The organism is Polynucleobacter sp. 15G-AUS-farblos, assembly GCF_018882445.1.
Classification (GTDB): Bacteria; Pseudomonadota; Gammaproteobacteria; order Burkholderiales; family Burkholderiaceae; genus Polynucleobacter.
Window position 1 is genome coordinate 121,771 of the sequence record NZ_JACVOM010000004.1, and the last position, 23,090, is coordinate 144,860.

The 23,090-nt window shown below is 45.9% G+C and carries 26 protein-coding genes and 1 pseudogene; 11 read left to right on the forward strand and 16 right to left on the reverse strand.

The window, feature by feature from the left end; translation table 11 throughout:
* Nucleotides 1-35: 35 nt before the first annotated feature.
* Nucleotides 36-635: an RNA pyrophosphohydrolase gene (locus ICN41_RS07555; RefSeq protein ID WP_216292335.1), complete on the forward strand. Its 600-nt coding sequence runs from the start codon at nt 36-38 to the stop codon at nt 633-635.
* Nucleotides 632-1,183, forward strand: coding sequence for a CNP1-like family protein (locus ICN41_RS07560; RefSeq protein WP_216292336.1), 552 nt, complete (start codon nt 632-634; stop codon nt 1,181-1,183). The genes ICN41_RS07555 and ICN41_RS07560 overlap by 4 nt, the downstream gene beginning before the upstream one ends.
* 28 nt (nt 1,184-1,211) lie before the next feature.
* Here ICN41_RS07560 and proB read toward each other — a convergent pair.
* The 4 genes and pseudogenes from proB to rplU form a co-directional block, all read right to left on the reverse strand.
* Nucleotides 1,212-1,982 (reverse strand): annotated as a pseudogene (gene proB, locus ICN41_RS07565) (glutamate 5-kinase); the annotation flags it as partial.
* Between the two features lie 26 nt (nt 1,983-2,008).
* A complete protein-coding gene (gene cgtA / locus ICN41_RS07570) occupies nt 2,009-3,097 on the reverse strand; it encodes an Obg family GTPase CgtA (RefSeq protein ID WP_216292338.1) in 1,089 nt (362 codons plus the stop codon).
* An 87-nt stretch (nt 3,098-3,184) separates the two neighbouring features.
* Entirely contained in the window at nt 3,185-3,445 is a 261-nt protein-coding gene (gene rpmA / locus ICN41_RS07575; RefSeq protein WP_087908492.1) for a 50S ribosomal protein L27, read from the reverse strand.
* Between the two features lie 19 nt (nt 3,446-3,464).
* On the reverse strand, nt 3,465-3,776 hold the full coding sequence (gene rplU, locus ICN41_RS07580) for a 50S ribosomal protein L21 (RefSeq protein ID WP_011902040.1): 312 nt from the start codon (nt 3,774-3,776) through the stop codon (nt 3,465-3,467).
* 75 nt (nt 3,777-3,851) lie between these two features.
* On the opposite strand from rplU, the gene ICN41_RS07585 reads away from it, so the two are divergent.
* A complete protein-coding gene (locus ICN41_RS07585) occupies nt 3,852-4,856 on the forward strand; it encodes a polyprenyl synthetase family protein (protein ID WP_216292339.1) in 1,005 nt (334 codons plus the stop codon).
* Here the strand turns inward: ICN41_RS07585 and ICN41_RS07590 are convergent, their stop codons facing one another.
* On the reverse strand, nt 4,857-5,792 hold the full coding sequence (locus tag ICN41_RS07590; RefSeq protein ID WP_216292340.1) for a reductase: 936 nt from the start codon (nt 5,790-5,792) through the stop codon (nt 4,857-4,859).
* Nucleotides 5,793-5,848: 56 nt separating this feature from the next.
* Here ICN41_RS07590 and ICN41_RS07595 point away from each other — a divergent pair, with 56 nt between their 5' ends.
* Nucleotides 5,849-6,616, forward strand: coding sequence for a fumarylacetoacetate hydrolase family protein (locus ICN41_RS07595; RefSeq protein WP_216292341.1), 768 nt, complete (start codon nt 5,849-5,851; stop codon nt 6,614-6,616).
* A gap of 83 nt (nt 6,617-6,699) precedes the next feature.
* Here ICN41_RS07595 and ICN41_RS07600 read toward each other — a convergent pair whose 3' ends face one another.
* Nucleotides 6,700-7,719 (reverse strand): 2-dehydropantoate 2-reductase, encoded by a 1,020-nt coding sequence (locus ICN41_RS07600; protein ID WP_216292342.1) that lies wholly within the window; start codon nt 7,717-7,719, stop codon nt 6,700-6,702.
* A 104-nt stretch (nt 7,720-7,823) separates the two neighbouring features.
* Nucleotides 7,824-9,239 carry a sodium:solute symporter family protein gene (locus tag ICN41_RS07605; RefSeq protein ID WP_216292343.1) on the reverse strand — a complete coding sequence of 472 codons (1,416 nt, stop codon included), beginning with the start codon at nt 9,237-9,239 and terminating at the stop codon, nt 7,824-7,826.
* Between the two features lie 108 nt (nt 9,240-9,347).
* Between ICN41_RS07605 and ICN41_RS07610 the strand changes: the two genes are divergently transcribed.
* Nucleotides 9,348-10,322: a phytoene/squalene synthase family protein gene (locus ICN41_RS07610; protein ID WP_370629115.1), complete on the forward strand. Its 975-nt coding sequence runs from the start codon at nt 9,348-9,350 to the stop codon at nt 10,320-10,322.
* On the opposite strand, the gene ICN41_RS07615 is transcribed toward ICN41_RS07610, so the two are convergent.
* Entirely contained in the window at nt 10,319-10,828 is a 510-nt protein-coding gene (locus tag ICN41_RS07615) for a methylated-DNA--[protein]-cysteine S-methyltransferase (RefSeq protein WP_216292344.1), read from the reverse strand. The two genes, ICN41_RS07610 and ICN41_RS07615, sit on opposite strands and share 4 nt — an antisense overlap.
* Nucleotides 10,829-10,945: 117 nt before the next feature.
* On the opposite strand from ICN41_RS07615, the gene ICN41_RS07620 reads away from it, so the two are divergent.
* The 6 genes from ICN41_RS07620 to zapD are packed head-to-tail and all read left to right on the forward strand — an operon-like array spanning nt 10,946 to nt 16,265.
* Nucleotides 10,946-12,235, forward strand: coding sequence for an HlyC/CorC family transporter (locus ICN41_RS07620; RefSeq protein WP_216292345.1), 1,290 nt, complete (start codon nt 10,946-10,948; stop codon nt 12,233-12,235).
* On the forward strand, nt 12,232-13,311 hold the full coding sequence (locus ICN41_RS07625; protein WP_216292346.1) for a GspE/PulE family protein: 1,080 nt from the start codon (nt 12,232-12,234) through the stop codon (nt 13,309-13,311). Before ICN41_RS07620 ends, ICN41_RS07625 begins: the two co-directional genes overlap by 4 nt.
* Complete coding sequence (locus ICN41_RS07630; RefSeq protein ID WP_216292347.1) at nt 13,302-14,360, forward strand: type II secretion system F family protein; 1,059 nt, start codon at nt 13,302-13,304, stop codon at nt 14,358-14,360. Before ICN41_RS07625 ends, ICN41_RS07630 begins: the two co-directional genes overlap by 10 nt.
* A gap of 32 nt (nt 14,361-14,392) precedes the next feature.
* A complete protein-coding gene (locus ICN41_RS07635) occupies nt 14,393-14,860 on the forward strand; it encodes an A24 family peptidase (RefSeq protein WP_255537940.1) in 468 nt (155 codons plus the stop codon).
* 11 nt (nt 14,861-14,871) lie between these two features.
* Nucleotides 14,872-15,501, forward strand: coding sequence for a dephospho-CoA kinase (coaE, locus tag ICN41_RS07640; protein ID WP_216292541.1), 630 nt, complete (start codon nt 14,872-14,874; stop codon nt 15,499-15,501).
* Between the two features lie 11 nt (nt 15,502-15,512).
* Nucleotides 15,513-16,265, forward strand: a complete 753-nt coding sequence (gene zapD, locus ICN41_RS07645) for a cell division protein ZapD (RefSeq protein ID WP_216292349.1) — start codon at nt 15,513-15,515, stop codon at nt 16,263-16,265.
* Here the strand turns inward: zapD and ICN41_RS07650 are convergent.
* The 8 genes from ICN41_RS07650 to ICN41_RS07685 are packed head-to-tail and all read right to left on the reverse strand — an operon-like array spanning nt 16,262 to nt 23,024.
* On the reverse strand, nt 16,262-16,678 hold the full coding sequence (locus tag ICN41_RS07650) for an NUDIX domain-containing protein (RefSeq protein WP_216292350.1): 417 nt from the start codon (nt 16,676-16,678) through the stop codon (nt 16,262-16,264). The two genes, zapD and ICN41_RS07650, sit on opposite strands and share 4 nt — an antisense overlap.
* 15 nt (nt 16,679-16,693) lie before the next feature.
* The gene (locus ICN41_RS07655; protein WP_216292351.1) at nt 16,694-17,551 is read right to left on the reverse strand and encodes an ATP-binding protein; all 858 of its coding nucleotides are present in this window, start codon (nt 17,549-17,551) and stop codon (nt 16,694-16,696) included.
* A 14-nt stretch (nt 17,552-17,565) separates the two neighbouring features.
* Nucleotides 17,566-18,801 carry a bifunctional glutamate N-acetyltransferase/amino-acid acetyltransferase ArgJ gene (gene argJ, locus ICN41_RS07660; protein WP_216292352.1) on the reverse strand — a complete coding sequence of 412 codons (1,236 nt, stop codon included), beginning with the start codon at nt 18,799-18,801 and terminating at the stop codon, nt 17,566-17,568.
* A 33-nt stretch (nt 18,802-18,834) separates the two neighbouring features.
* Nucleotides 18,835-19,131, reverse strand: a complete 297-nt coding sequence (locus ICN41_RS07665) for a hypothetical protein (protein WP_216292353.1) — start codon at nt 19,129-19,131, stop codon at nt 18,835-18,837.
* 22 nt (nt 19,132-19,153) lie between these two features.
* Nucleotides 19,154-19,408 (reverse strand): MoaD/ThiS family protein, encoded by a 255-nt coding sequence (locus ICN41_RS07670; protein ID WP_216292354.1) that lies wholly within the window; start codon nt 19,406-19,408, stop codon nt 19,154-19,156.
* 9 nt (nt 19,409-19,417) lie between these two features.
* The gene (locus ICN41_RS07675) at nt 19,418-20,671 is read right to left on the reverse strand and encodes an NAD(P)/FAD-dependent oxidoreductase (RefSeq protein ID WP_216292355.1); all 1,254 of its coding nucleotides are present in this window, start codon (nt 20,669-20,671) and stop codon (nt 19,418-19,420) included.
* Nucleotides 20,672-20,681: 10 nt separating this feature from the next.
* Nucleotides 20,682-22,529: an aldehyde ferredoxin oxidoreductase family protein gene (locus tag ICN41_RS07680; RefSeq protein ID WP_216292356.1), complete on the reverse strand. Its 1,848-nt coding sequence runs from the start codon at nt 22,527-22,529 to the stop codon at nt 20,682-20,684.
* An 18-nt stretch (nt 22,530-22,547) separates the two neighbouring features.
* The gene (locus ICN41_RS07685; protein ID WP_216292357.1) at nt 22,548-23,024 is read right to left on the reverse strand and encodes a 4Fe-4S dicluster domain-containing protein; all 477 of its coding nucleotides are present in this window, start codon (nt 23,022-23,024) and stop codon (nt 22,548-22,550) included.
* Nucleotides 23,025-23,090 lie beyond the last annotated feature (66 nt).

Sequence of the window (23,090 nt, forward strand, 5' to 3'; positions counted from 1 at the left end):
CAAATCATTGATTTTAAAGGATTTGAGGCACGATCATGCTTGACCGTGAAGGGTATCGCCCCAATGTCGGCATTGTCCTCCTCAACGCCCGTAACGAGGTTTTCTGGGGAAAACGCGTTGGGCAGCATTCGTGGCAGTTCCCGCAGGGCGGGATTCAACATGGTGAGAGCCCCGAGCAGGCCATGTACCGCGAATTGCAAGAGGAGGTTGGCTTGCTGCCAGAGCACGTCCAAATTATTGGGCGGACCAGGGATTGGCTTCGTTACGACGTCCCTGAGGAGTACTTGCGTCGACAACATGCAACCCGCGTCCACCGTGCGGCTTATCGTGGACAAAAGCAAATTTGGTTTTTACTTCGCCTGGTAGGCTTAGATAGCGATATTCAATTACGGGCATCCGAACATCCTGAGTTTGATGCTTGGCGCTGGGTTCCCTTCTGGATTCAGCTAGATGGTGTGATTGACTTCAAGCGTGAGGTTTACCAACTCGCCCTTTCAGAATTAGCACGCTATCTGGCTCGCGGTCTACGAATGCAGCAACTGGCCTGGGGTACACCTTTAGATCTGATGCAATCGCTTTACTCCAACAACGAAGAGTCTTCTAAAGAATCCAATACGGACCACAAATCAAAATGAAACCATTTCTCCAGCGTCTCTACTCCTACGTTTGTGGCGTGCTTATCTGCCTGAGCCTCATGGCCTGCGCTGGGGATGCCTTGCAAAGCGGCTTAGATCCGTTTGCACCGATGGTCTTTAAAGAAGGCACAACAGCGATGCCTCTCAACCCACCAAATAAATCTACTTTGCAGCCTTTCTATGTTTCACAAGCTACTATTTTCAAATTTGCAGTAGATACCAACTCCATCTTAATTGGGGCTGATGGAGTAACGCGCTATATCGTTGTAATAACTAATCCTAGCGGCGAAACACAAGCTCAATACGAAGGTATTCGTTGTGATTCTTTTCAGTGGCGTCTGTATGGTAATTTTGAAAGTGGTGTTTGGAAAGAGAATCCCTTGGCGGCCTGGCGAGAAATCAAATCTAATGTTCCCAACCGCTATCAAGCAGCCTTAGCACAAGGGGCTTTTTGCAATATGGCGATGCAAGATAAAAACATTCAGAACATATTACAAAACCTAGGTTCAAAATCATTTACCGGTAGCATTGCGCCACCGCCGTTTTAGAACAAGTCAGTTGGTTTTATTTTGGGCTTAGGCGGCTACCAATTTTCTCGCCAGCCAATAAACGAGTGAGCACCTGAGGCTCACGTCCAGAAGCAATAACTGTAGAAGCGCCAGTCTGAGCAGCAACCTTAGCCGCTAGGACCTTAGTTAACATGCCGCCCTTACTGAGCTCGCTCGCTGCACCACCTGCCATTTTTTCTAAAGCAGGATCGCCAGCAAGCGCATCTGGCAATAGGCTTGCATCCGGATTTTGACGTGGGTCAGCTGTATACAAGCCGCCTTGATCAGTCAGGATAACCAGTAGATCGGCATGAATCAGATTCGTTACTAAAGCAGCTAAGCTATCGTTATCACCAAACTTAATCTCATCAGTAACCACTGTGTCGTTTTCATTGATGATAGGAACTACTCCCAGCTTAAGCAAGGTATCTAGTGTCGCTTTAGCATTCGCATTGCGCTCCGCATCTGCTAAATCAGCATTCGTTAACAAGATCTGGGCACTGTGCAGATTCAGGCGTGCAAAACAGCTTTCATACACCTGGACTAAACCCATTTGACCCACTGCAGCAGCAGCCTGCAGTTGATGAATTTCTTGAGGGCGCTTAGTCCAACCTAGACGTTGCATACCCTCTGCAATCGCACCTGAACTCACCATCAAAACCTGATGACCATCTTTTTGTAAAGTCGCCATTTGATCAGCCCACATTGCAATAGCAGCATGATCCAAGCCTTCGCCATTATTGGTTACGAGGCTTGAGCCAACTTTGACAACAATTCGTTTAGATTTTTGAACAGTCATATCAATTGAACATCTCAAGTATGGATTTAATCTGGTGCTTTATCTTCAGTTTGATCTTGATAACGTGGGTCGGCCAAACGCTCCTCAGCGTCATCACGATCACGACGAACTGAATCTAAATAATCTTGCAAGGAATAACAGAGTTTGTCGCAACCCAATCCAGTTAAAGCAGAGATCTCAAACACGGGACCCTTCCACTTGAACTTCTTAATAAAGTCAGCCACCACCTTTTTACGATCCTCTTCAGGAATCATGTCTACCTTGTTAAGCACCAACCAGCGGGGTTTTTCAACCAAAGCCTCGTCGTACTTACGCAACTCATTCACAATCGCAACAGCGTCAGCAACTGGATCTACATTCTCATCAAAAGGCGCAATATCTACAAGGTGTAATAAGACGCCAGTTCTTTGCAAGTGGCGTAAGAAGCGGTGGCCCAAGCCAGCACCTTCAGCGGCACCTTCGATCAAACCAGGAATATCTGCAATGACAAAACTACGCTCATTACCAACGCGAACAACGCCTAGATTTGGATGCAATGTAGTAAACGGATAGTCTGCAATTTTGGGGCGTGCATTTGAAACCGCTGTAATGAGTGTGGATTTACCCGCATTAGGCATGCCCAGCAAACCCACATCGGCCAACACTTTTAACTCAAGCTTTAACTTACGGCGTTCACCAGGTTTACCGTTGGTCTTTTGACGTGGCGCACGATTGGTACTGCTCTTAAAGTGAATATTGCCCCAACCACCAACACCACCTTGAGCCAAACATAAGCGCTCGCCATGAGTAGTTAAATCAGCAATCGGTTCGCCGGTTTCATAGTCAGAAATAATCGTGCCAACAGGCATCCGCAATTCAATATCGTCGCCTGCGCGACCATAACAGTCAGCGCCACGACCTGGCTCACCATTTTTTGCCGTATGCGTTTTCGCATAACGGTAATCAATCAGCGTATTGATGTTGCGATCTGCTGTTGCCCAGACGCTTCCGCCTTTGCCACCGTCTCCACCATCAGGGCCGCCGAATTCAATAAACTTTTCGCGGCGCATAGAGGCACTTCCGGCACCACCTTGGCCAGCTATGACTTCAATACGAGCTTCGTCTATAAATTTCATGAATAAAAAAGGCCTCGCTTAGCGAGGCCTGTTCCTAAGAGTTAAATTCGGAATAAATCTGAATCAAACGGATCTCAGTCAGGCGCCTTATGAACGAGGCAGGACTGAAACCTGGGCCTTCTTCAAAGCACCCTTAACGCCGAATTCCACCTGGCCGTCAATTAAGGCGAACAAAGTGTGATCTTTACCAATACCAACGTTTGCACCTGGATGAACACGTGTGCCACGTTGACGAATGATGATGCTGCCAGCATTAATTTGCTCGCCGCCAAATACCTTAACGCCTAAGCGTTTCGATTCTGAGTCGCGACCATTTCGTGTTGAGCCGCCGCCTTTTTTCTGTGCCATATCTTTCTCCTACCGTGAATTAGGCTTTAATCGTGTTGATCAAAATTTCAGTGAAATTCTGACGATGGCCTTGGTGCTTTTGATAATGCTTGCGACGGCGCATCTTAAAGATTGTCACTTTATCGTGACGTCCTTGGGAGACGACAGTGGCCATCACAGCTGCACCATTAACCAATGGATCACCTAATTTCAGTGAAGCGCCTTCGCCAACGGCGAGGACTTGGTCAAGAGTGATTTCGCTGCCGATTTCCGCTGGTATCTGTTCTATTTTCAATTTTTCGCCTGCAGCAACTTTATACTGTTTGCCACCGGTTTTTATGACCGCGTACATGGTTTGAAACCTCAATTAATATCTACATTTAAGCTAATCCACCCTGGACCAGCTAAGCCCATTATTATATGTTGAATGCCTAGCACTGTCAAAATCAATGACTTAAGCCAGATCCTGGCCCCAATTGCCTTAGATTTCAAGGCCTTAGATGAGGTTATTCGTCTCAAATTAGCCTCAAAAGTCGCTTTAATTGACCAAATCTCCTCATATATCATCCAGGCAGGCGGTAAGCGGGTCAGACCAGCCCTGTTAATGCTGGTGGCAAAGGCCCTAGCCCATGGGAAAACCACCCCACATACCCTGGAAATGGCGGCTGTAGTGGAATTCATCCACACGGCCACCCTACTTCATGATGATGTCGTGGACGAATCTACGCTCAGAAGGGGTCGTGAAACTGCAAATGCAGCCTTTGGTAATGCCGCCAGCGTCCTAGTTGGTGACTTTTTGTACTCTAGGGCTTTTCAGATGATGGTGGGTCCTAATGATTTAAGGGTGATGGAAATCCTCTCAGATGCCACCAATACGATTGCCGAAGGCGAAGTATTGCAGCTGCTCAATATGAACGATCCAGAAGTGGATGAAGCTAGCTATCTGCAAGTGATTCGATATAAGACTGCTAAGTTGTTCGAAGCATCAACAGAACTAGGCGCGATCCTCGCAAATGCCAGTGCACAACAACGTGATCAGGCTGCAGCCTTTGGTAGACATATCGGTACAGCATTTCAACTGATGGATGATCTTCTGGACTACACCGCGAACGCTGCCCAAATGGGAAAAAATGCTGGCGATGATTTACGTGAAGGCAAGCCTACACTTCCACTCATTTTCTTGCTTGAACATGGCACGTCTGAAGAACGTTTATTAGTTCGTGCTGCGATCGAGCAAAACCAAGATTTACCAGATGATGTCTTTGCTCAAATTCTACGGGGCGTGCAAAACTCAGGAGCCCTGGAATATACCCAGGCTGCAGCAAAGCGTGAAGCAGATCTCGCACTCACTTGCATTCAAGACTTTCCTGAAAATGACGCTACTAGTGCCTTGCGTGCACTATTCGAATACTCTCTCGCTAGACAAACTTAATTAAGCGCCAACACTTTTCATTCTGAGCTCGCGGGCAGTCACACGGGCCTTCTCCGCCTCATCACGCAAGCGCGCCACCTCTTGCTCCGATAAGTTCTCAAGGTTGTAATAATCCAATTTCCAAGCGGGGTCTTGCGACCAAACCAAGGGGGACTGCACGGTAGTTCTTGGCGCAGGTGCCGATTCGAGAAGCCGCAAAGCTAATTCAAAATTTAAGTCTTGTGAAGCTGGATCATTTGGTCTTGCTGCCGCATTTCCTAAAGGAAAATCGCTAAACAAAAAACGAGGTACTCCGCAATATTCAACAATGTCTTTTGCAGCTCCCATTACTACCGTAGGAATACCAGCCTCTTCTAAGTAGCGCGCTAACAAACTTTGACTTTGATGGCATATCGGACAATTTGGAATCAGGATAGCTACATCGACATTATCAGCTCGCAACATTTTTAAAATGATGGGAGCATCGATTTCTAGAGTGTGGCGTTGACTTCGATTCGTTGGTAAACCATAAAAGTTTGGCGACACCATCTGCAGTCTACCCATCTCCACCACGCGCCTTGCAGCTGCCAAAGGAAACCAACATGCGCTTTCTTCCATGTTGGCATTTTTTCTATCAATTCCAACGTGGGCAATTCTCAAATCCTGCTTCTGGTTTATGGGGGTTTTATAGGGCTCATAAAACTTCGCTGCGGCGTTATAGGGGGCGCCCGGCCCCTGATCACCCTTGCTGGGATCAAATTGAACTGCCGTAGTGATCAATCCCAAAACAGATTGGCTTAGGGGTTTTTGTAAGCGGGTAAAGGGAACTTTAATGTAATGCGCCCAAACATAGGGATTGTCATAACCCAAGCCCAAATAGTAGTTACGCGTACGCTCGATATACCGAATGGGTTGATCCATTTCTGGTGCAAAAGTCAGCTCGGAAGTCTGTGCCATCAATACATCCCTGTAAGATATTGCTTATTAAATATTCAACTTCACAGGAACTTATTATGGCTCAATGGCTTAGATATCAACACCAAGGAAAAAGTGGCTTCGGACAGGTACAAGGCGATCAAATTGCCGTGTATTCCGGGGACTTATTTAATCAACCCAAGGCAAGCGGAGAGACCCTTAAACTTTCTGAAGTGACTATTGATATTCCCTGCACCCCCTCCAAAATGGTGGCAATGGTGGATAACTTTCATGCCCTAGTCACCAAACTAGAGCATGCCGTACCTGCAGAACCCCTGTATTTTTTAAAAGGAAATAATTCCTTCTTGGCCGCCAATCAAGTCATTCGCACCCCAAAATCCTATTCTGGAAAAGTAGTTTACGAGGGTGAATTAGGCATTGTGATTGGTAAACCCTGTTTCGAAGTAAGTGAGCAAGAAGCGGCGGCGGCTATCTTTGGCTATACCTGCATCAATGATGTCACTGCGATCGAAATTCTTAATCGCGACCCAGGTTATGCGCAGTGGACTCGCTCGAAGAGTTTTAATACTTTTGGCGTCTTTGGCCCCTACATCACCACTGACGTAGATCCCAGCAAATTGACCATCAAGACGATCCTGAATGATCAAGAGCGTCAGAACTATCCTATTGCAGACATGATTTTTCCGCCCGCTAAATTAGTCAGTCTCATCTCCCAAGATGTTCCACTTTTACCAGGTGACATTATTGCTTGCGGTACTTCCGTTGGCGTTGGCTCCATGAAGCCTGGCAGCAATGTCAGCATCATCATTGATGGCGTAGGACGCCTAGATAATCGCTTCGAATAAATTCACACTTATTAAAACAAAAGCCCTTGCTACTCTAAATAGCAAGGGCTTTTTTAATGCTGAAAAACTTTGGTTTTTTAAACTTAGTAACCCGATACAGATGGTAGAGCTAAGCTTCCTTTAGATGCTTGTACGTTTTCATCCAAATACTTTGTTAATGCAAAGACGGTATTCAGACAAGGTGTTGGAGTCTTGGTAATGTTGCCTAACTCAATCACGGAGCCCAATAGTGCATCGATCTCTAAGCTACGGCCGGCTTCCAAGTCTTGCAACATTGAAGTCTTGTGTTTACCTACTTTTTCCGCACCAGCAATGCGACGCTCGATATCCACTCGGAAAGTCACACCAAGCTTCTCCGCAATAGTCTGTGCTTCAGCCATCATATTGCGCGCCAACTCTTTCGTTAATGGGTACTGACAGATTCCCTCTAACGTGCCATGCGTTAATGAGCTAATTGGGTTAAAGGTCATATTGCCCCACAACTTAAGCCAGATCTCAGAACGAATGTCATCCAATATCGGTGACTTAAATCCAGCTGCAGTCATCATCTCAGACATTTTCTGAATACGATCTGTTGACTTGCCATCGAGCTCACCCAATGGAAAGCGATTGCCTTCAACGTGACGAATCACACCAGGCGCCTGGGTAAAGGTTGCTGGATACACAACGCAACCAATAATGTTATTTGGATTAATCGCATTTTTAGCCAGACCACCAGCATCCACAGTTTCAACCGAATGATCTTGATACTCGCCACCTAGCTTCTGGAAGTACCACCAAGGAATTCCGTTTTGCATCGGAATCAAAATGGTCTCAGGCCCCATGATGGCCGCTAAGTCATCAATGATGGGCTCAACTTGATGTGCCTTCACCGCCAAAATGACAACATCAGGCGTTTCAGCATCTCTAATTTTTTCTACTGCCTTTACTTCCGCAACCAGAGGCTCTGGTTGGTCATCCATAATCAGAGCAAGTCCACGCTCTTTAATAGCCGATAAAGTTGCTCCACGCGCAACAACCGTTACTTCATTGCCCGCTCGCGCCAACATGACAGCAAGGTAACCGCCAATCGCGCCCCCTCCACCGATCACACAGATTTTCATAGGAACTCCATAAGAACAAAAATTTTGAATTACTGCCATATTAGATGAGAATATTTTGCAGTGCAACAATTTATTATCTGCCTAATTTTTAGGCAGATAGGTGTTTAAACCGTTTTGAGCAGGTCTTTTGGCACCAAACTACCCAAAAGCATGCCTGCAATGCTGGCAAATAGGCCAGCTAATTGAGGGGGCAAAATGCTGTTTGGGGCCAGAACCTCGCAGCTAATCCAGACGATTAATCCACAGACTACAGCCAATAATCCCCCTAGAGAATTTGCCTTTGACCAATATACTCCAAAAGCAAGGGGTACAAAAGCAGCAACTAAAGTGATCTTATAGGCGCTTTCTACCATCTTAAAAATCGATAATTCTGAGTTGATCGCAAAAAAAGTGACCACCCCTGTAAAGCACAACACGGTGATGCGCATCACTTTAAGCAACTCTTGATCTGTTAAATGCTTAAAGAAACCACGAATAATATTTTCCGCAAAGGTGACTGAAGGCGCCAACAAAGTTGCGCTGGCACAACTCTTAATTGCCGAGAGGAGTGCACCAAAGAACATCACCTGCGCAAAAACCGGAGCATGATTCAAAATGAGCTTAGGGAGAATCATTTGAGGATCAGTGGTTAAGTATTGCTTCACCAAATCAGGGTTAATTAAAGTGGCTGAATACGCTAAATAGAGTGGCACAAAAGCAAAGATGAAATACAGAACGCCACCCAATATTGCAGCCTGCACTGCGATGTTGACATTCTTGGATGAGGTAATCCGCTGAAACACATCTTGCTGTGGAATCGAGCCAAGCATCATGGTGCACAAGGCTGCAGCAAATCCCAGAATCGAGGCCAAATTCATCTCAGGCCAAAAATTACTAAATTGCCCGGCGGCAGCGGCATGCTCAATCACGACGCCAACACCACCAGTTTGCATCGTCATCTCGCCACTAATGTAGAGCATGCCGATGACAATAATGATCATCTGAATAAAGTCGGTAATCGCCACAGACCACATGCCGCCAAACAAGGTATAGATGAGCACACTACCCGCGCCAATTAACATACCGCCTGTTTGAGAAATGCTGCCATCAGAAACTACATTAAATACTAGGCCGAGGGCTTTAATTTGTGCGGCAACCCAGCCCAAATAAGAAACCACAATACATAAGGTGACCAAGACCTCAACCGTGCGTCCATATTTTTCGCGAAAGAAATCACCAATGGTGAGCATGCGTCGGTTATAGAGATGTCTTGCAAAGAACAGGCCTACCAGAATTAAACACATGGAAGAACCAAAGGGATCAGAAACGATGCCACCCAAACCTTCTTTCAAAAAGGTAGCGGGAACTCCCAAAACTGCTTCAGCTCCAAACCAGGTAGCAAAAACCGTTGCCGTAACAACGGGCAGGGGCAAGCTATGGCCAGCCGCAGCAAAGTCTGCAGTGTTCTTCACACGTAGGGCAGCCCACAAGCCAATGCCTACAGATGCCACCCAATAGATGATGACAAACCAAATCAACATCGCCCAGTTTCTCCTTCAGGAAATTGCTCAAATTATATGGCCATGTCACTTTTGACAATAAGGGAATAAGTACCGATTTGAGGCATACTGGTCTGACATAATTCAGAGGTGAATTCCCCTAAAGAGAACCCCAATGCCGATATGGCGTATCAGAAAACCATTCTGGGATCTGTCTCTCGCACCTTTGCCTTAACCATACCGCTCCTACCCCCAACGATCGAGAAAGTCGTTGGTAATACCTATTTACTCTGCCGTATCGTCGATACGATTGAAGATGCTGCAGACCTCAGCCCCTCTAGCAAACAAGCCTTATCTAAACTTTTCTTAGATGCTGTTTTAGAAAAAGCCCCGGTCAGCTCTTTTGTTGAGCCCTGTTTAATCGCCCTCAAAAATTACAGCAATCAGGATGAACTGGATTTGATTAGCCATACGCCAACAGTGCTGCGTATCTTGCATACTTGCTCAATTGACGATCAAGCCGCTGTTAGTCGTTGTGTCTCCATCATGTCCGATGGCATGTCGCATTTTCATAATAAGCAAACTCAAGCAGGCCTCAAAGATCTTCAAGAGTTTGAACAGTATTGTTATGTTGTGGCAGGAGTAGTTGGCGAACTGCTTACCGCTATTTTTAGCAATCATTCACCTCAATTTGCAAAACGTATTGAGGGGCAAGAAGATTTGGCGATTGCTTTTGGTCAGGCACTCCAAATGACCAATATTCTCAAAGATTCCCCTGAAGATAGAGCGCGCGGGGTTTCATGGAAGCCTGCCAATATAAATCAAACAGAATTACTTTCTATTGCCTATCAAAAGCTGCAAGATTCTTTGCGCTATATCCTCCTCATTCCAAAGCAAGAGATTGGTATCCGGCGGTTTTGCTTTTTGGCATTTGGATTGGCTGCTATGACTCTTTCCAAGATTGCAAGTCACCAACTATTTACACATAAAGATGCAGTTAAGTTATCTCGTCATACTGTGATGGCTTTTTATGGCTTTACCAAGATCGCTTCTGGTAATGATGCTCTGATTAAAGCATTTTTTTCCTTATCTACCGGACCATTAAGAAAGCTGAGTCAAAACTAAAGCACACCCTCATGCTTTAAGAGCCATATTTTGATTTGGCGATAGAAACCAGGAGCATCTTCTTTCATAAACCCCCCAAGACCTTGTGCAGATACCACTCGGTGACAAGGGGTGATTAAGGGGTAAGGATTTGCGCCACATGCAGTGCCAACCGCTCTAGCACCACTCTTGATTTTCTGAGCAATCTCACCATAGGTCGTTGTTTGACCAGCCGCCACATCTAAAACACTCTTCCATACCTTAGATTGATGGGCCGTTCCCGCAGGCTTTAGAGGGAGATCAAACTGGTAATGCGGATCTTGAAAATAGGCGCTGATCTGGTTTACAGCCTCTTTGGCTAATTGGTTTTGAGGCTTAGTTACCGGGGTGCTTGGCCGCAAATAGTCGATACTAGAAATCATCAAACTCCCATCCACCAATTGGGTTTCAATCCCCAGACACCCAAAAGGTGCCTTCATTACACAGTATTGCGCTTGATCAGCAGATTTGGTCGGGTGGCGGGCCATAAGATGATTCTCACACAGATTGTGACGGTCAGACTACCGAGCTTTCAAGCTTAGCTCTAGCTTGTGAAATGGCACTTTGCTATATTGAATCATCCTTACTCATCGCAGGCAGAACACATGGACACTTTCTTTGACGATTGGCCCTTTTTAGGTCAACTGGCTCTCGTCCTCTTTTTACTCGCACTTTCTGGCTTTTTCTCGATGGCAGAGACCAGCATGCTCTCCTCCAATCGCCACCGGCTGCGTGCTATGGCAAATGGAGGTAATGCAGGCGCCGCATTAGCAGAAAGACTCCTGAAGCGAATCGATTCACTACTTTCAGTGTTATTGATTTCAAATAATTTAATTAATACCGTATTACCGATTCTGGTAACAGGTATTGCGTTACATATTTTTGGCGATAGTGGGCTTGTTTTATCGATTGCCACTTTGCTTGTAGCGTTCCTGATTATTGTCTTTAGCGAGATCACTCCTAAAGTGATTGGTGCGGCCTTCCCAGAAAAAATTGCTTCTAGTGTTGGCTGGTTCATCCTCCCGCTCACCTTTCTTTTTAAACCCTTGCTTTGGTTTATCAATAGCTTTGTTTCCGGATTGATGAAGGTTTCCGGACTCCAATCTTCATCTGACAGCAGAGCAATGAGCAAGGAAGAGTTGCGCAGCTTGGTTTTGGAGTCAAATCGTTTTGTCTCAAATCACCATCGCAATATCTTGCTAAATCTTTTCAACTTAGAAAACATTACTGTCGATGATGTAATGACGCCTCGTGCCAAGATTGAGCTACTTGATCTTTCTAGACCAATTGATGAGGTAGTTCAACAACTAGAAACTTGTTATCACAATAAATTACCAGTATGCGATGGAGACTCTGAGCGCATCGTTGGCATTCTTTCTGTTAAGAAAGCGCTTTCTCTCTTGGGGGATACCGATCTTAAGCATGAAGACTTTAGATCCCTGGTAAATGAACCCTACTTTATTCCAAGCGGTACGCCTGTCCTACAGCAGATGCAATTCTTTCAAGACAACCAGCAGCGCCTCAGTTTGGTGGTGAATGAGTATGGTGAGGTTCTGGGTCTAGTGACTTTTGAAGACATTGTTGAAGAGTTAATCGGAGAATTCACAACCTCATTTTCTAATCTCTCTACAGATCCTCATTGGCTGGCCGATGGCACCTATTTAGCCAGTGGTGCTGCCACTCTGCGCGATTTAAATCGACTGCTTAACCTCAATCTTCCATTGGATGGGCCCCGCACTCTAAATGGACTTTTGCTAGAAAAGCTGGAAGCTATTCCCGATCATGATGTCAGCATCCGAATTGCTGGAATCGTGATGGAAATTGTTCAGTTTGATGATCAGGGTATTAAAACCGTCAAGCTTCATCGGCCTGTTTTGAACAATAGTCAAGATTGAGTGTTTCGCATGATGACTCTCTCATTATTCGCATCTGGTATGAAATCGCTCTACACGCGATTGAATCCAGGGCGAGTGATATTCATATTGAAGCAGGAAGACATAAAACCTTAGTTCGTCTCAGAGTAGATGGATTACTGCAAGAGTACGCCCATCATCCCCCAGAGCTACATGAACGCTTAATTACCCGAATCAAAATTCTGGCACGTTTGGATATTGCAGAAAAACGCTTGCCCCAGGATGGACGTCTAACAATAGGTCGTGATTTTTCAAGGCCAGACATTGATTGTCGAGTATCGCTATTGCCAACCCTCTATGGAGAGAAGGCAGTTATTCGCATTCTGCCAAATCGAATTGAAGAGCTGGCATTGGACCAATTGGGTTTGCTTTCTGAGCAATTGGCTATTTTCAAAAATGCGCTTAGCCAAACCCATGGATTAATTTTAGTCACCGGGCCGACTGGAAGCGGCAAAACTCGAACCTTGTATAGCTGTCTACAAAGCTTAAATCAAAGCCATCGCAACGTATGCTCAGTAGAAGATCCCGTTGAAATACGCCTCCCGGGCATAAACCAAGTGACCTATCACCCACGCGCAGGCTTAGACTTTTCCACGATTATTCGCGCCCTACTTCGGCAAGATCCCGATGTCATCATGATTGGTGAAATCCGAGATAGGGCAAGCGCTGAGCTAGCAATACAAGCAGCACAAACAGGCCATCTTGTCTTAAGCACTTTACATACGCGAAATGCACGAGGTGCACTAGCAAGGCTTCAAGCCTTAGGCATTGATCGAGAATCGATGGAATCCTGTGTGCGAAGTATTAGCTCCCAACGCCTTGTTCAGCGGATTTGTAGCCATTGTCAAAAAATAAAATCTACCGCTGATATGCCATGCAAGATCTGCAATGGGACGGGTTACTTTGGTCGCTTAGGAGTTCATGAAGTACTAAGCGATCAGCAGCTCATGATTTCAAATCTCCAATACCTCACGATGTATGAGGCCGGATTGCATCATGTACAGCAAGGATGGATCGAGCAACGTACGCTGGATGCAGAGGTGGGGACATGGTCTTGAAGCACAAGCTCTCCAAACAAGAGCAATTGCACTTTGCACAGCAATTGCTTTCTTTATTGCAGGCTGGTTTAGCCTTACTTCATGCGATCGAGTTGATTTATCAAACAGCCCCCAAGCCATGGCGCCAATGGTTAAACACGATTCATCAGCAATTGAAGGCAGGCAATAGCTTATCCCGATGCTTACAAATGCAATCTCAGCGCTTCTCTGCGGAGTTTATTAATTTAATTAGCGTGAGCGAACGCACTGGTGATATCGACCTCGCTCTTGCCACCATCTGCCAGCAACTAGAAGCACAAATCGAACTCAGGCGCAAAGTCCAACAGGCCCTTGCCTATCCCAGTATTACTTTATGCACATCGTTTACCTTGATGATCGTGATGATGGTTTGGGTTGTGCCAGTCTTTAAAGATGTATTCGCTCACTTTCAGGCTGATCTACCAGGACCTACACGATTACTCATACAGATCTCCTCACTGATTGAGCATTTCTATCTATCAATTGGACTAGGGCTACTGAGCTTCATAAGCCTTGCGCTACTGTGCTGGAAAAAATCGATTGCTATGCAAAAGAAGTGTGATCTTTTCAGTTTTCGCCTTCCGATTCTTGGCCGCTTATTGAGGCTGGCCACACTCACTTACTGGTGTCGAACCTTAGGCCATCTCGTCGCCTCTGGCCTATCTCTGCCAGATGCATTAAGAGTCACCGCCCAATCCTCAAACCACTGGATCAGCCACGATTACAGTGCAGAGATATTTAAGCACTTAACCAGAGGATGGCCATTAGGAGAAGCCTTGAGGCGCGCAGATCCAAACCACACACTCTTTGATATTGAAACCCTCCAACTACTCAGAATTGCTTCTGAAAGCGGATCCCTGCCCGAGATGTTACGTAAACGCGCCAGTATTCTGGGGGATGAACTGAGTAACCGCCTGAATACGCTGAGTCAAACACTAGAACCCCTTTTAATCATGATTGTGGGGATAATGATCGGAAGCTTAGTCATCATTCTGTATCTCCCGATTTTTAACCTTGGACAGATTGTGTAATGGGTATTTTGAATACCGTTGATTTCATTCGCATGGCACTCATACTAGTATTGCTCTATCTCAGCTATATAGACCTGCGCTCGTTCAGACTTCCAGATGTCATCACTCTGCCACTGATCATGGTAGGTCTATGTTTCAATGGATTTTCACCGCTTCATTTTGTCAATGTGGAAGATGCGCTTTGGGGTGCATTTCTAGGATATGCAGTACTTTGGTTTTTGAATGCTCTCTATCGATTTATCAAAAAGCAAGATGGCATTGGCATGGGGGATGCCAAACTCTTGGCAGCCCTAGGGTCTTGGTTAGGCTGGAATGTATTACCCAGTCTGCTGCTCATTGCCTCATTTGCCGGAATTATTGGTGGCTTAATCTACCTGCAATGGAAGCAGCAAAATACTCGCAACGCATTTCCTTTTGGACCATTCCTTGCCTTTGCTGGCATTATTGAGTTGTTATGGCCACAGATCATTCCACACCTACTGCTGGGCAGCCTCAGTTAAGCGAATTAAAAATGCGCTTACCGCTCATTGGATTAACGGGGGGTATTGGCTCAGGCAAAACTGCCGTTAGCGATTTATTAGCTCAACTAGGAGCTGGTGTGATTGATACCGACCTGATTGCACATCACATTACCGCCCCCGGAGGATGTGCTATCCCCCCAATTCAAACGTATTTTGGCGCTGACTTTATAGACAGCAATGGCGCTTTAGATAGAAGCAAAATGCGTTCTCTGGTTTTTCAAAACCTCGATGCCAAAAAAGCCCTTGAAGCCATTACTCACCCCCTGATTAAGCTAGAGACTATCAAACTAGCCAAACAACTTGCAGATGACGGCTTTCCCTACCTGGTTTTTGTAGTTCCACTTCTAGTGGAGTCTGGGAACTGGAAAGGTCAAATTGACCACTTGGTTGTTGTGGACTGCCCAGTGGAGCTTCAAATTGAGAGGGTGATGCAGCGCAGCAATTTATCCAGGGCTGAGATTATGGGAATACTGAAGGCTCAGGCTACTCGCCAGGAGCGACTAGCAGTCGCCGATACCGTCATCGAAAATCAAGGCAAGCTTGCAGAGCTGCATCAGTCAGTCGAACAATTGCACCAAAAAATCCTCAGGATTCAGAAAGATAAGCTCAGTTCGTCATAGAATATGGGCTTGTGATTGTTTACGAATACCCCTTCAACGAATTAGTGCGAAGCATGCTTCGTCTGGAGTATTTGTTCGCCCGCTTTAATCACTTTAACCGCTCTGATGACCCCGAACTTCATCACAATGCGATCTCTGTTTTGTTTGATCTTGGTGATATTGGTTCCCGCGGCGATATTAAGTCACTCCTCTTAAAAGAGTTTGAGCGCCAAAAATACGGTCTCAATGGACTCAAGTCTTCACAAAAGGTAGATCAAGAAGCGCTCACACAAACGCTTTCTGAAATTGATTCTGTTGCTAGCAGCATCAATAGCTCAATGGGCAGACCAAATCTTGCCATCTCCGAAAGCGAATGGTTAAACGCAATTCGCACCAGATTAAATATTCCGGGTGGAACTAGCCCAATTGATTTACCAAGTTATCACGCTTGGAAAAATAGTCCCTCGACTGAGCGCCGTGAACTCCTCGATAATTTTGTGACACCTCTTTTACCTTGGCAGGAAGCCTGCCAATTATTTTTACGTTTACTCCGCCAATCAGGCGAAGCAAAAGATGTAGTGGCACACAATGGATCCTTTCAGCAGGCACCTTCTGGGAAGGTATACCAATTGATGCGTTTAGCTGTGGAAGATGACACTCTTTTCTCAGAGATTAGTGCCAATAAGTATCTGCTCTCCATTCGCTTTCTAAAAGCTGATCGCGATAAAAAGGCACAGCTCGTCAATGTCGATGTGCCATTCAAATTAACGCTTTGCCAATTCTAGGGCAATAAATCCTTCAGACTTTCCAGCATTGGCCAAGCGGCCGGTAATAGCGGTTCAACTGAGGGTGTTTTAGCACCCAATAACTCCCAAGATAAAGCCTGACCCTCACAGCCCTGAGGAGTGCCCGACCATTGTCTGATCACACTTACGTGCAAGCGCACATAGGCGTGAGGATAGTCATGCTCAAGCACGGTTAACTCTTCGCTTGACTCAATCTCAATACCTAATTCTTCTTGTAGTTCACGTTTGAGGGCCTGAAAAACGGATTCGCCTTTTTCAATTTTTCCCCCTGGAACTTCCCAGTAACCTGCGTAGGGTTTGCCTGCTGGTCTTTGGCCTAAAAGATAGCGGCCTTGCTCGTCCAGCAAAATGCCTGCTGCTACCTCGGTAACGGGTCGTTGATCAGCGCTCATCAAAATAAAACTGACTCAAGAATGGGAACCAGCCCAATGTTTTGCAAACTGCCAGGCGACACGCCCAGAACGTGAGCCACGCTCTAAAGCCCATATCAATGCCTCAGATCGCGCTGCTTCAATCTGCGCAGTACTCAAACCAAAATGGGTAAGCCAATGCGCAACAATTTCTAAATACTCATCCTGTTTTGGAGGATAGAAAGAGAGCCACAAGCCAAATCGCTCAGATAAAGAAATCTTCTCTTCCACCACTTCACCTGGATGAATCTCACCATCGTCTTGATGCACATAGCTCTCATTGTCTTTCATGTACTCAGGCAATAAATGACGACGATTAGAAGTTGCATAAATCAACACATTGTCGACTTGCGCAGAAACTGAGCCATCTAGGGCTGATTTCATGGCTTTATAGCCTGATTCGCCCTCCTCAAAGGACAGGTCGTCACAAAAAACGATAAAGCGCTCAGGGCGCTCGGCCAAAATATCGGTGATATCAGCCAAATCCGCTAAATGCTCTTTTTCAACCTCGACCAAACGCAAGCCTTGACCTGCAAACTCGTGCAAGCTCGCTTTAATCAAGGAAGACTTGCCAGTACCCCTAGCACCAGTCAACAAAATATTATTAGCAGGCTTTTTTTGAATAAAGTTTTTCGTATTGTCCCGAATTGCATCGCGCTGGCGATCAATATTTTTAAGATCTTCGAAGGTAATATCGGAGACATGCTTTACTGGCTGCATAAAACCAATGCTGCCAAAAATACTATCGCGTCGACGCCATCTAAATGCTGTAGAAGATTTCCACTGCTCTTCCGTTAATGGCTTTGGCAGAAATGTTTCTAGATGAGTTAAGAGCTGCTCTAATTTTTCATTCATAATCTTGAGCGCTTTTAAGAACGATAGTCTGCATTAATTGAGACATAGTCATGCGATAAATCACAGGTCCACATTGTTTGTGTGGCGCTACCCCGGCCTAGATCAATTTTGACAGTAATTTCCGAAGCTTCCATTACTCGTTGTCCATCTGCCTCTTGATAGCTAGGGTTTCGGCCACCATCTTTAGCAACCCATACATCACCTAACCACATCTGCACATTACCCACATCCAAATCAGTAATGCCGGCATATCCAATAGCGGCCAGGATGCGTCCTAGATTAGGATCGCTTGCAAAAAAGGCGGTCTTAACTAAAGGCGAATGGGCTACTGCTTTAGCAACTAAACGGCATTCTTCCGAAGTCATACCGCCTACGACCTCAATCGTCATAAACTTCGTTGCGCCTTCACCATCACGCACAATCATCTGCGCTAATTTTCGGGCCAGCGCAATTAAAGCATCGCGTACTGTTGCATAGCTTGGATCTTGAATTGACTGAATCTGAACCGAGGATTGGCCAGTCGCCATAATGATGAAAGAATCATTAGTCGATGTATCGCCATCAATCGTAATGGCATTAAATGATTGATCCGCCACCTCACGAGTCAGATTACCTAATAATCCAGGTGCAAATCCAACATCGCTTGCAATGAAACCCAACATGGTTGCCATATTAGGATGGATCATGCCAGCACCCTTACAAATACCAGTCATCGTCACAAGCCCTGCAGAAGTCTGAACAGTGGCTGAGCAAGCTTTTGGCTGGGTGTCGGTTGTCATGATGGCCTCAGCTGCATCAAACCAATGATCTGCACTCAAGTTAGCAATGGCTTTAGGTAAGGCGGTAACAATTTTCTCTATCGGCAAAGGCTCCAAAATGACACCAGTAGAAAACGGTAGGATTTGCTCTGGATTTAATTTCAGATCTTTTGCTAAGGCAGCGCAAGTCTCTAGGGCATGTTTCATGCCTTGCTCTCCCGTACCCGCATTCGCATTGCCGGTATTAACCACCAGCGCACGAATTTCCCCCTTCTGGCCCTCTTGAGCAAGGTGCTCACGACAAACCTGAACTGGGGCTGCGCAAAAGCGATTGAGCGTAAAGACACCAGCCACTTGAGAACCAGGAGCCAAGGTCATCACCAGTAAATCTTTGCGGTTGGGCTTCTTAATACCTGCTTGAGCGATACCCATCTCAAAACCCTTGATTGGCTTGAGATCTGATTTTTGAGGAAGAGCTAAGTTAACTGTCATAGAGCACTGATTAAAGAAAGTAAAGGGATCGAACTAACCCCCACCTCTGCGAGTATAAAGATCAAATCGCTTTAGGGCTTCATCGCACTGGCTAGCACTCCAGTTTTCAGAAAAATAGAGTTTTAACTCCAAAACGGGTATGTGCAAAAGGGCAATTTTGCGGGCCGGCTTGATAACGCCAATCATTTCAAGCTTAGGACTGGGGGTGCTCAGCAAAACATTTCCATCAATAACGAGCCTTGCATGTGGGTAAATAGTACCCAGAGCTTGTGGCAGCCAGCGCATGAGATCTTCTGGGGTGCAACCCATCTCTCTTAAATATTGTGGCATTTAGTTCAGCACTACTGAGGGCTTAGCCCCCTGCAACAGGCGGGCAAATTGCCAATGCATCATTAGCCTTGAGGACATATTGGTTGCGTTCCTCGGGCTTGATATATACCCCATTCACCATCACCAAATGGGCAGATTTGCTCGGAATTTTATACAGCTCAATCATGTCGCCAATCGTACTGCCCTCGGCAACTTCAATATCAGCCTCAATCCCATTTTTTTTATTCGGAGGGAGATAGCTAGTCAAGCTAGCAAACAACTTTAAGGTAACTTGCATACCTAAAGCTTAATTCATCCAGGCTGATTGCGCTTGTCCTGAAGCTAAGTAAGCATCCATTACCTTTGTCGGATCGCCCAAAAGGGTTTCTTTCCAATCACCTAGTGGAATCTTTCCTTGAATAAGACCACGTAACACGCCAATATGTTCGGTTGTTCCTACGCAAGTTGCCCCTACTAGAACATCTCCCAAGAACTCAAGACGCAAGTATTTGTATGTATCTGAATCAACTAATTCAATATGGTCGCCACCCTTAGCACCGGCCCATAAACCAAATGAAGAAGAGATCAATCCCAAAGTATCCAAGACGTTGATCTGCAAAGCGCCTAAACTTTGCGCGTCTCCACCAGTCATACTAATCCCAGCGATTCTGGCTTGTTCAGCTGCATTTGGCTGAATCGCATTCACGATGCGCTCACCTGTAGAAAAATCAATGCTCTCGGTGACGTCACCAGCAGCATAGACATCAGGATGGGAAGTTTGCATCTGATCATTCACCAAAATGCCGGTATGCATATCAAGGCCCGATGACTTCAGAAATCCAATATTGGGTTTAACGCCTGTAGCAGAAATGACTAAGTCGACTTCGAGCGCTTTTCCATTAGAGAGCTTGACCGTTAAACAGGATCCCGTCTGGGCTATCGATTCCACTTTGGTGTCAGTAAAGACTTCTACACCTTTTTCTTGCACCCACTTTTTAATCATGCCACCAGCAACGCCCGTCATCATGCGAGGCACCATACGATCGCCCATCTCCACCACAGTCAGCTCGACTCTTTGGCTGGCAAGTGCTTCCAAAATAATACAGCCAATAAAACCAGCGCCCATTTGTAAAACCCGTGATCCTGGTTTTGCTAACTTAGCAATTGCTCGCGCGTCCTCCAAGGTCCAGCAGGGATGAACGCCCGGAAGATCAATCCCTGGAATAGGTGGTTGAACTGGTACAGAGCCAGTTGCAATGAGTAACTTATCAAATGCAATCGATTGACCATCCAACTCAATCTTCTTTGCCTTCAAATCAACTGAAGATGCCTTGCCTCGAATTTGCTCGATCTTTAATTTCTCAAAATGATCAGCGTCTTTTCGCAGGTACGTCCCAGGCTCTTGAATATTCCCCATTAACAAATAAGGAATGGCCATTCGGGAATATGGTGGTGCATCCTCACAACCAATCATGATGATTTGGTCATGAGGCGCACGCTTACGAATGGTCTCGGCAGCTATGACACCAGCTGGGCCATTGCCCAAAATGACATGCTTCATCGATACAGCCTCAAAGACCCAAGCGCTTCAATGTTTCGGCACTAGGGCGCCCCTCAGCATCCCATCCACGAACCTTGTAGTACTCAGGCAGCATCTTATCTAGCCCGCTGACTGAACCTTTTCCAGGGCCAGTCTTAGCTGCTTCAGTCATCAAGCGTTTAGGCAATTTGTCATCTTTATTGGTAAAGCCAGCACGGTTATTAAAATCGCGCTCCATATTCCAAATACGCTCACCGATAGTAGTTAAGTTTTCGACCGTAAACTCATCGCCACAAGCTGCCTGCAGTTGTGGAGCAACGTCAGCCAAGGTCCATGCAAAGCTGGTAAAGATGCAAATACCTGCCGAATCAAATGCAGCGGTTGCATCTTGGAATGCTTTCACTAACTCTGGCTTGCCATTCGTATCAGCAGGCTCTGTTTTTACGGGAATGCCCAAAACTTCTGAAGCGATGGTGTAGCCACGCAAATGGCAAGCACCGCGATTGGAGGTTGCATAAGCCAAACCAATACCTTGAATTACACGGCCATCATAGGCTGGGAACTCTTGGCCTTTCACACTCATTGACAAATCTGGATGACCATATTTTTTCGTGAGACGAGCTGAACCAAGACCCATTTCTTTTCCAAAACCGGTGCCTTCAGTAGTAATTTCAGCAAGATAGCAAAGGGCTTTGGCCGAGCCAAAAGGAGCCTCAATACCAATCTGCTCTTTAGTCAGCACGCCCATTTCATAGAGCTCCATTACGGCACCAACCGTTGCCCCAAAAGAAATCGGATCTAGACCTTGCTCATTACATAACTGATTAGCGTATTGCAATGTCTCTAAATCATTGACGCCATTAGCGGCGCCAAGAGCCCAGGCAGCCTCATACTCAAGGCCACCAGAAGCATGCATATGCTGTGGTTTATTTTCAATGGAGAAATGAGTGTCATCAATTTTAGAAATTCGTCCACAAGCAATCGTGCAAGCAAAGCAAGCTTGGTTAGTGACTAAGTGCGGCTTACCATCAGACTCACGTGGCTCTGCCATCGCTTCAGCAGAAATATCCTTAGCGCCTTCAAATTGAACATCTTGATGATTGCGTGTTGGCAGAGCGCCTACCTCATTAATCACGTTCATCAATACCTGGGTGCCGTAGGTTGGTAATCCTTGACCAGTGACTGCATGGCCAGCCAATACCGCCTTAGCAGCTGTGGTAGCAGCCATAAACGCCTTAGGATCTTTCAGATTTCCAACGCCTTTAGTGCCTCTCACTGCAACTGCTTTTAAGTTCTTGCTGCCCATCACCGCACCAACACCAGAGCGGCCAGCCGCACGATGCAAATCATTCACGATAGCCGCGTATAACACTTGATTCTCGCCAGCTAGTCCAATACAAGAAACCCGAATTTGGGGATCTTGATGTTTGATCTTGATCGTTGGCTCAGTCTCCCAAACAGATCTACCCCATAGATCAGAGGCATCCAATAACTCAGCCTTATCGTTTTCAATGTACAGGTAGACGGGCTTTGGTGATTTACCCTCAAAGATCACCATATCCCAACCGGCCATCTTTAGTTCGGCGCCCCAATAGCCACCAGAATTTGAACAAGCGATTGCGCCAGTAAGCGGGCCTTTAGTCACCACGGTATAACGACCACCGGTAGAGGCCATAGTCCCAGTTAAGGGGCCTGTAGCCCAAATAATTTTATTTTCAGGAGAAAGCGGATCGACCTTTGGATCGACTTCCTCAACAAAATACTTAGAAGCTAAACCTCGGGATCCCAAATACTCTTTGGCCCATCCCATATTGAGTGGTTCAGATTGGCAAGTGCCCTTGCTTAAGTTAACGCGGAGAAGTTTTCCAGCCCATGACATGATATTTTTCCTATGCTTTTAGTTAGCGTTATCTTGATTGCCGAGTTTGTCAGCCCATTCACGCATCCTGTCTAAACCAGTCCAGTCAGCATCAACATATGTAATGGCTTGGGTTGGACAAGCAGTCGCACAGGCTGGATCGCCGCCGCAGAGATCGCACTTCTGTACCTTGCCAGTATCTTGTACGTAATTGATTGTTCCAAATGGGCAAGAGATGGTGCATACCTTGCAACCAACGCAGGTGTCATCAGAAACAACCTTAGCACCAGTAATCAGATCGACACGAATCGCATCGACCGGGCATGCCTGCAAGCACCAAGCTTCATCACACTGAGTGCATGTGTAAGGCACTTTCTTACCCGTTTTATGAAATTCAAATACTTTGATGCGAGATTTTGAAGTATTAAATACCCCGTAGTGTTCATAGCTACAGGCCATTTCACACTGAAGACAACCAGTGCATTTATCTGCATTGATATGGAGTGACTTTTGCATGCCGATTCCTTTTACTTATAAATGCAATTTTTTGCATATAAGCATTAATACTCGACGATAGAGACC

Bases quoted from the DNA above. Each gene is read 5' to 3' on its own strand.
- ICN41_RS07680 (WP_216292356.1), bottom strand. From the start codon at position 22,529: ATGTCATGGGCTGGAAAACTTCTCCGCGTTAACTTAAGCAAGGGCACT.
- ICN41_RS07665 (WP_216292353.1), bottom strand. From the start codon at position 19,131: ATGCCACAATATTTAAGAGAGATGGGTTGCACCCCAGAAGATCTCATG.
- ICN41_RS07590 (WP_216292340.1), bottom strand. From the start codon at position 5,792: ATGGCACAGACTTCCGAGCTGACTTTTGCACCAGAAATGGATCAACCC.
- ICN41_RS07650 (WP_216292350.1), bottom strand. From the start codon at position 16,678: ATGAGCGCTGATCAACGACCCGTTACCGAGGTAGCAGCAGGCATTTTG.
- ICN41_RS07595 (WP_216292341.1), top strand. From the start codon at position 5,849: ATGGCTCAATGGCTTAGATATCAACACCAAGGAAAAAGTGGCTTCGGA.
- ICN41_RS07555 (WP_216292335.1), top strand. From the start codon at position 36: ATGCTTGACCGTGAAGGGTATCGCCCCAATGTCGGCATTGTCCTCCTC.
- ICN41_RS07670 (WP_216292354.1), bottom strand. From the start codon at position 19,408: ATGCAAGTTACCTTAAAGTTGTTTGCTAGCTTGACTAGCTATCTCCCT.
- ICN41_RS07685 (WP_216292357.1), bottom strand. From the start codon at position 23,024: ATGCAAAAGTCACTCCATATCAATGCAGATAAATGCACTGGTTGTCTT.
- ICN41_RS07615 (WP_216292344.1), bottom strand. From the start codon at position 10,828: ATGGCCCGCCACCCGACCAAATCTGCTGATCAAGCGCAATACTGTGTA.
- cgtA (WP_216292338.1), bottom strand. From the start codon at position 3,097: ATGAAATTTATAGACGAAGCTCGTATTGAAGTCATAGCTGGCCAAGGT.
- argJ (WP_216292352.1), bottom strand. From the start codon at position 18,801: ATGACAGTTAACTTAGCTCTTCCTCAAAAATCAGATCTCAAGCCAATC.
- coaE (WP_216292541.1), top strand. From the start codon at position 14,872: ATGCGCTTACCGCTCATTGGATTAACGGGGGGTATTGGCTCAGGCAAA.
- ICN41_RS07630 (WP_216292347.1), top strand. From the start codon at position 13,302: ATGGTCTTGAAGCACAAGCTCTCCAAACAAGAGCAATTGCACTTTGCA.
- ICN41_RS07560 (WP_216292336.1), top strand. From the start codon at position 632: ATGAAACCATTTCTCCAGCGTCTCTACTCCTACGTTTGTGGCGTGCTT.
- rpmA (WP_087908492.1), bottom strand. From the start codon at position 3,445: ATGGCACAGAAAAAAGGCGGCGGCTCAACACGAAATGGTCGCGACTCA.
- rplU (WP_011902040.1), bottom strand. From the start codon at position 3,776: ATGTACGCGGTCATAAAAACCGGTGGCAAACAGTATAAAGTTGCTGCA.
- ICN41_RS07585 (WP_216292339.1), top strand. From the start codon at position 3,852: ATGCCTAGCACTGTCAAAATCAATGACTTAAGCCAGATCCTGGCCCCA.
- ICN41_RS07635 (WP_255537940.1), top strand. From the start codon at position 14,393: ATGGCACTCATACTAGTATTGCTCTATCTCAGCTATATAGACCTGCGC.
- ICN41_RS07600 (WP_216292342.1), bottom strand. From the start codon at position 7,719: ATGAAAATCTGTGTGATCGGTGGAGGGGGCGCGATTGGCGGTTACCTT.
- ICN41_RS07675 (WP_216292355.1), bottom strand. From the start codon at position 20,671: ATGAAGCATGTCATTTTGGGCAATGGCCCAGCTGGTGTCATAGCTGCC.
- ICN41_RS07620 (WP_216292345.1), top strand. From the start codon at position 10,946: ATGGACACTTTCTTTGACGATTGGCCCTTTTTAGGTCAACTGGCTCTC.
- ICN41_RS07655 (WP_216292351.1), bottom strand. From the start codon at position 17,551: ATGAATGAAAAATTAGAGCAGCTCTTAACTCATCTAGAAACATTTCTG.
- ICN41_RS07605 (WP_216292343.1), bottom strand. From the start codon at position 9,239: ATGTTGATTTGGTTTGTCATCATCTATTGGGTGGCATCTGTAGGCATT.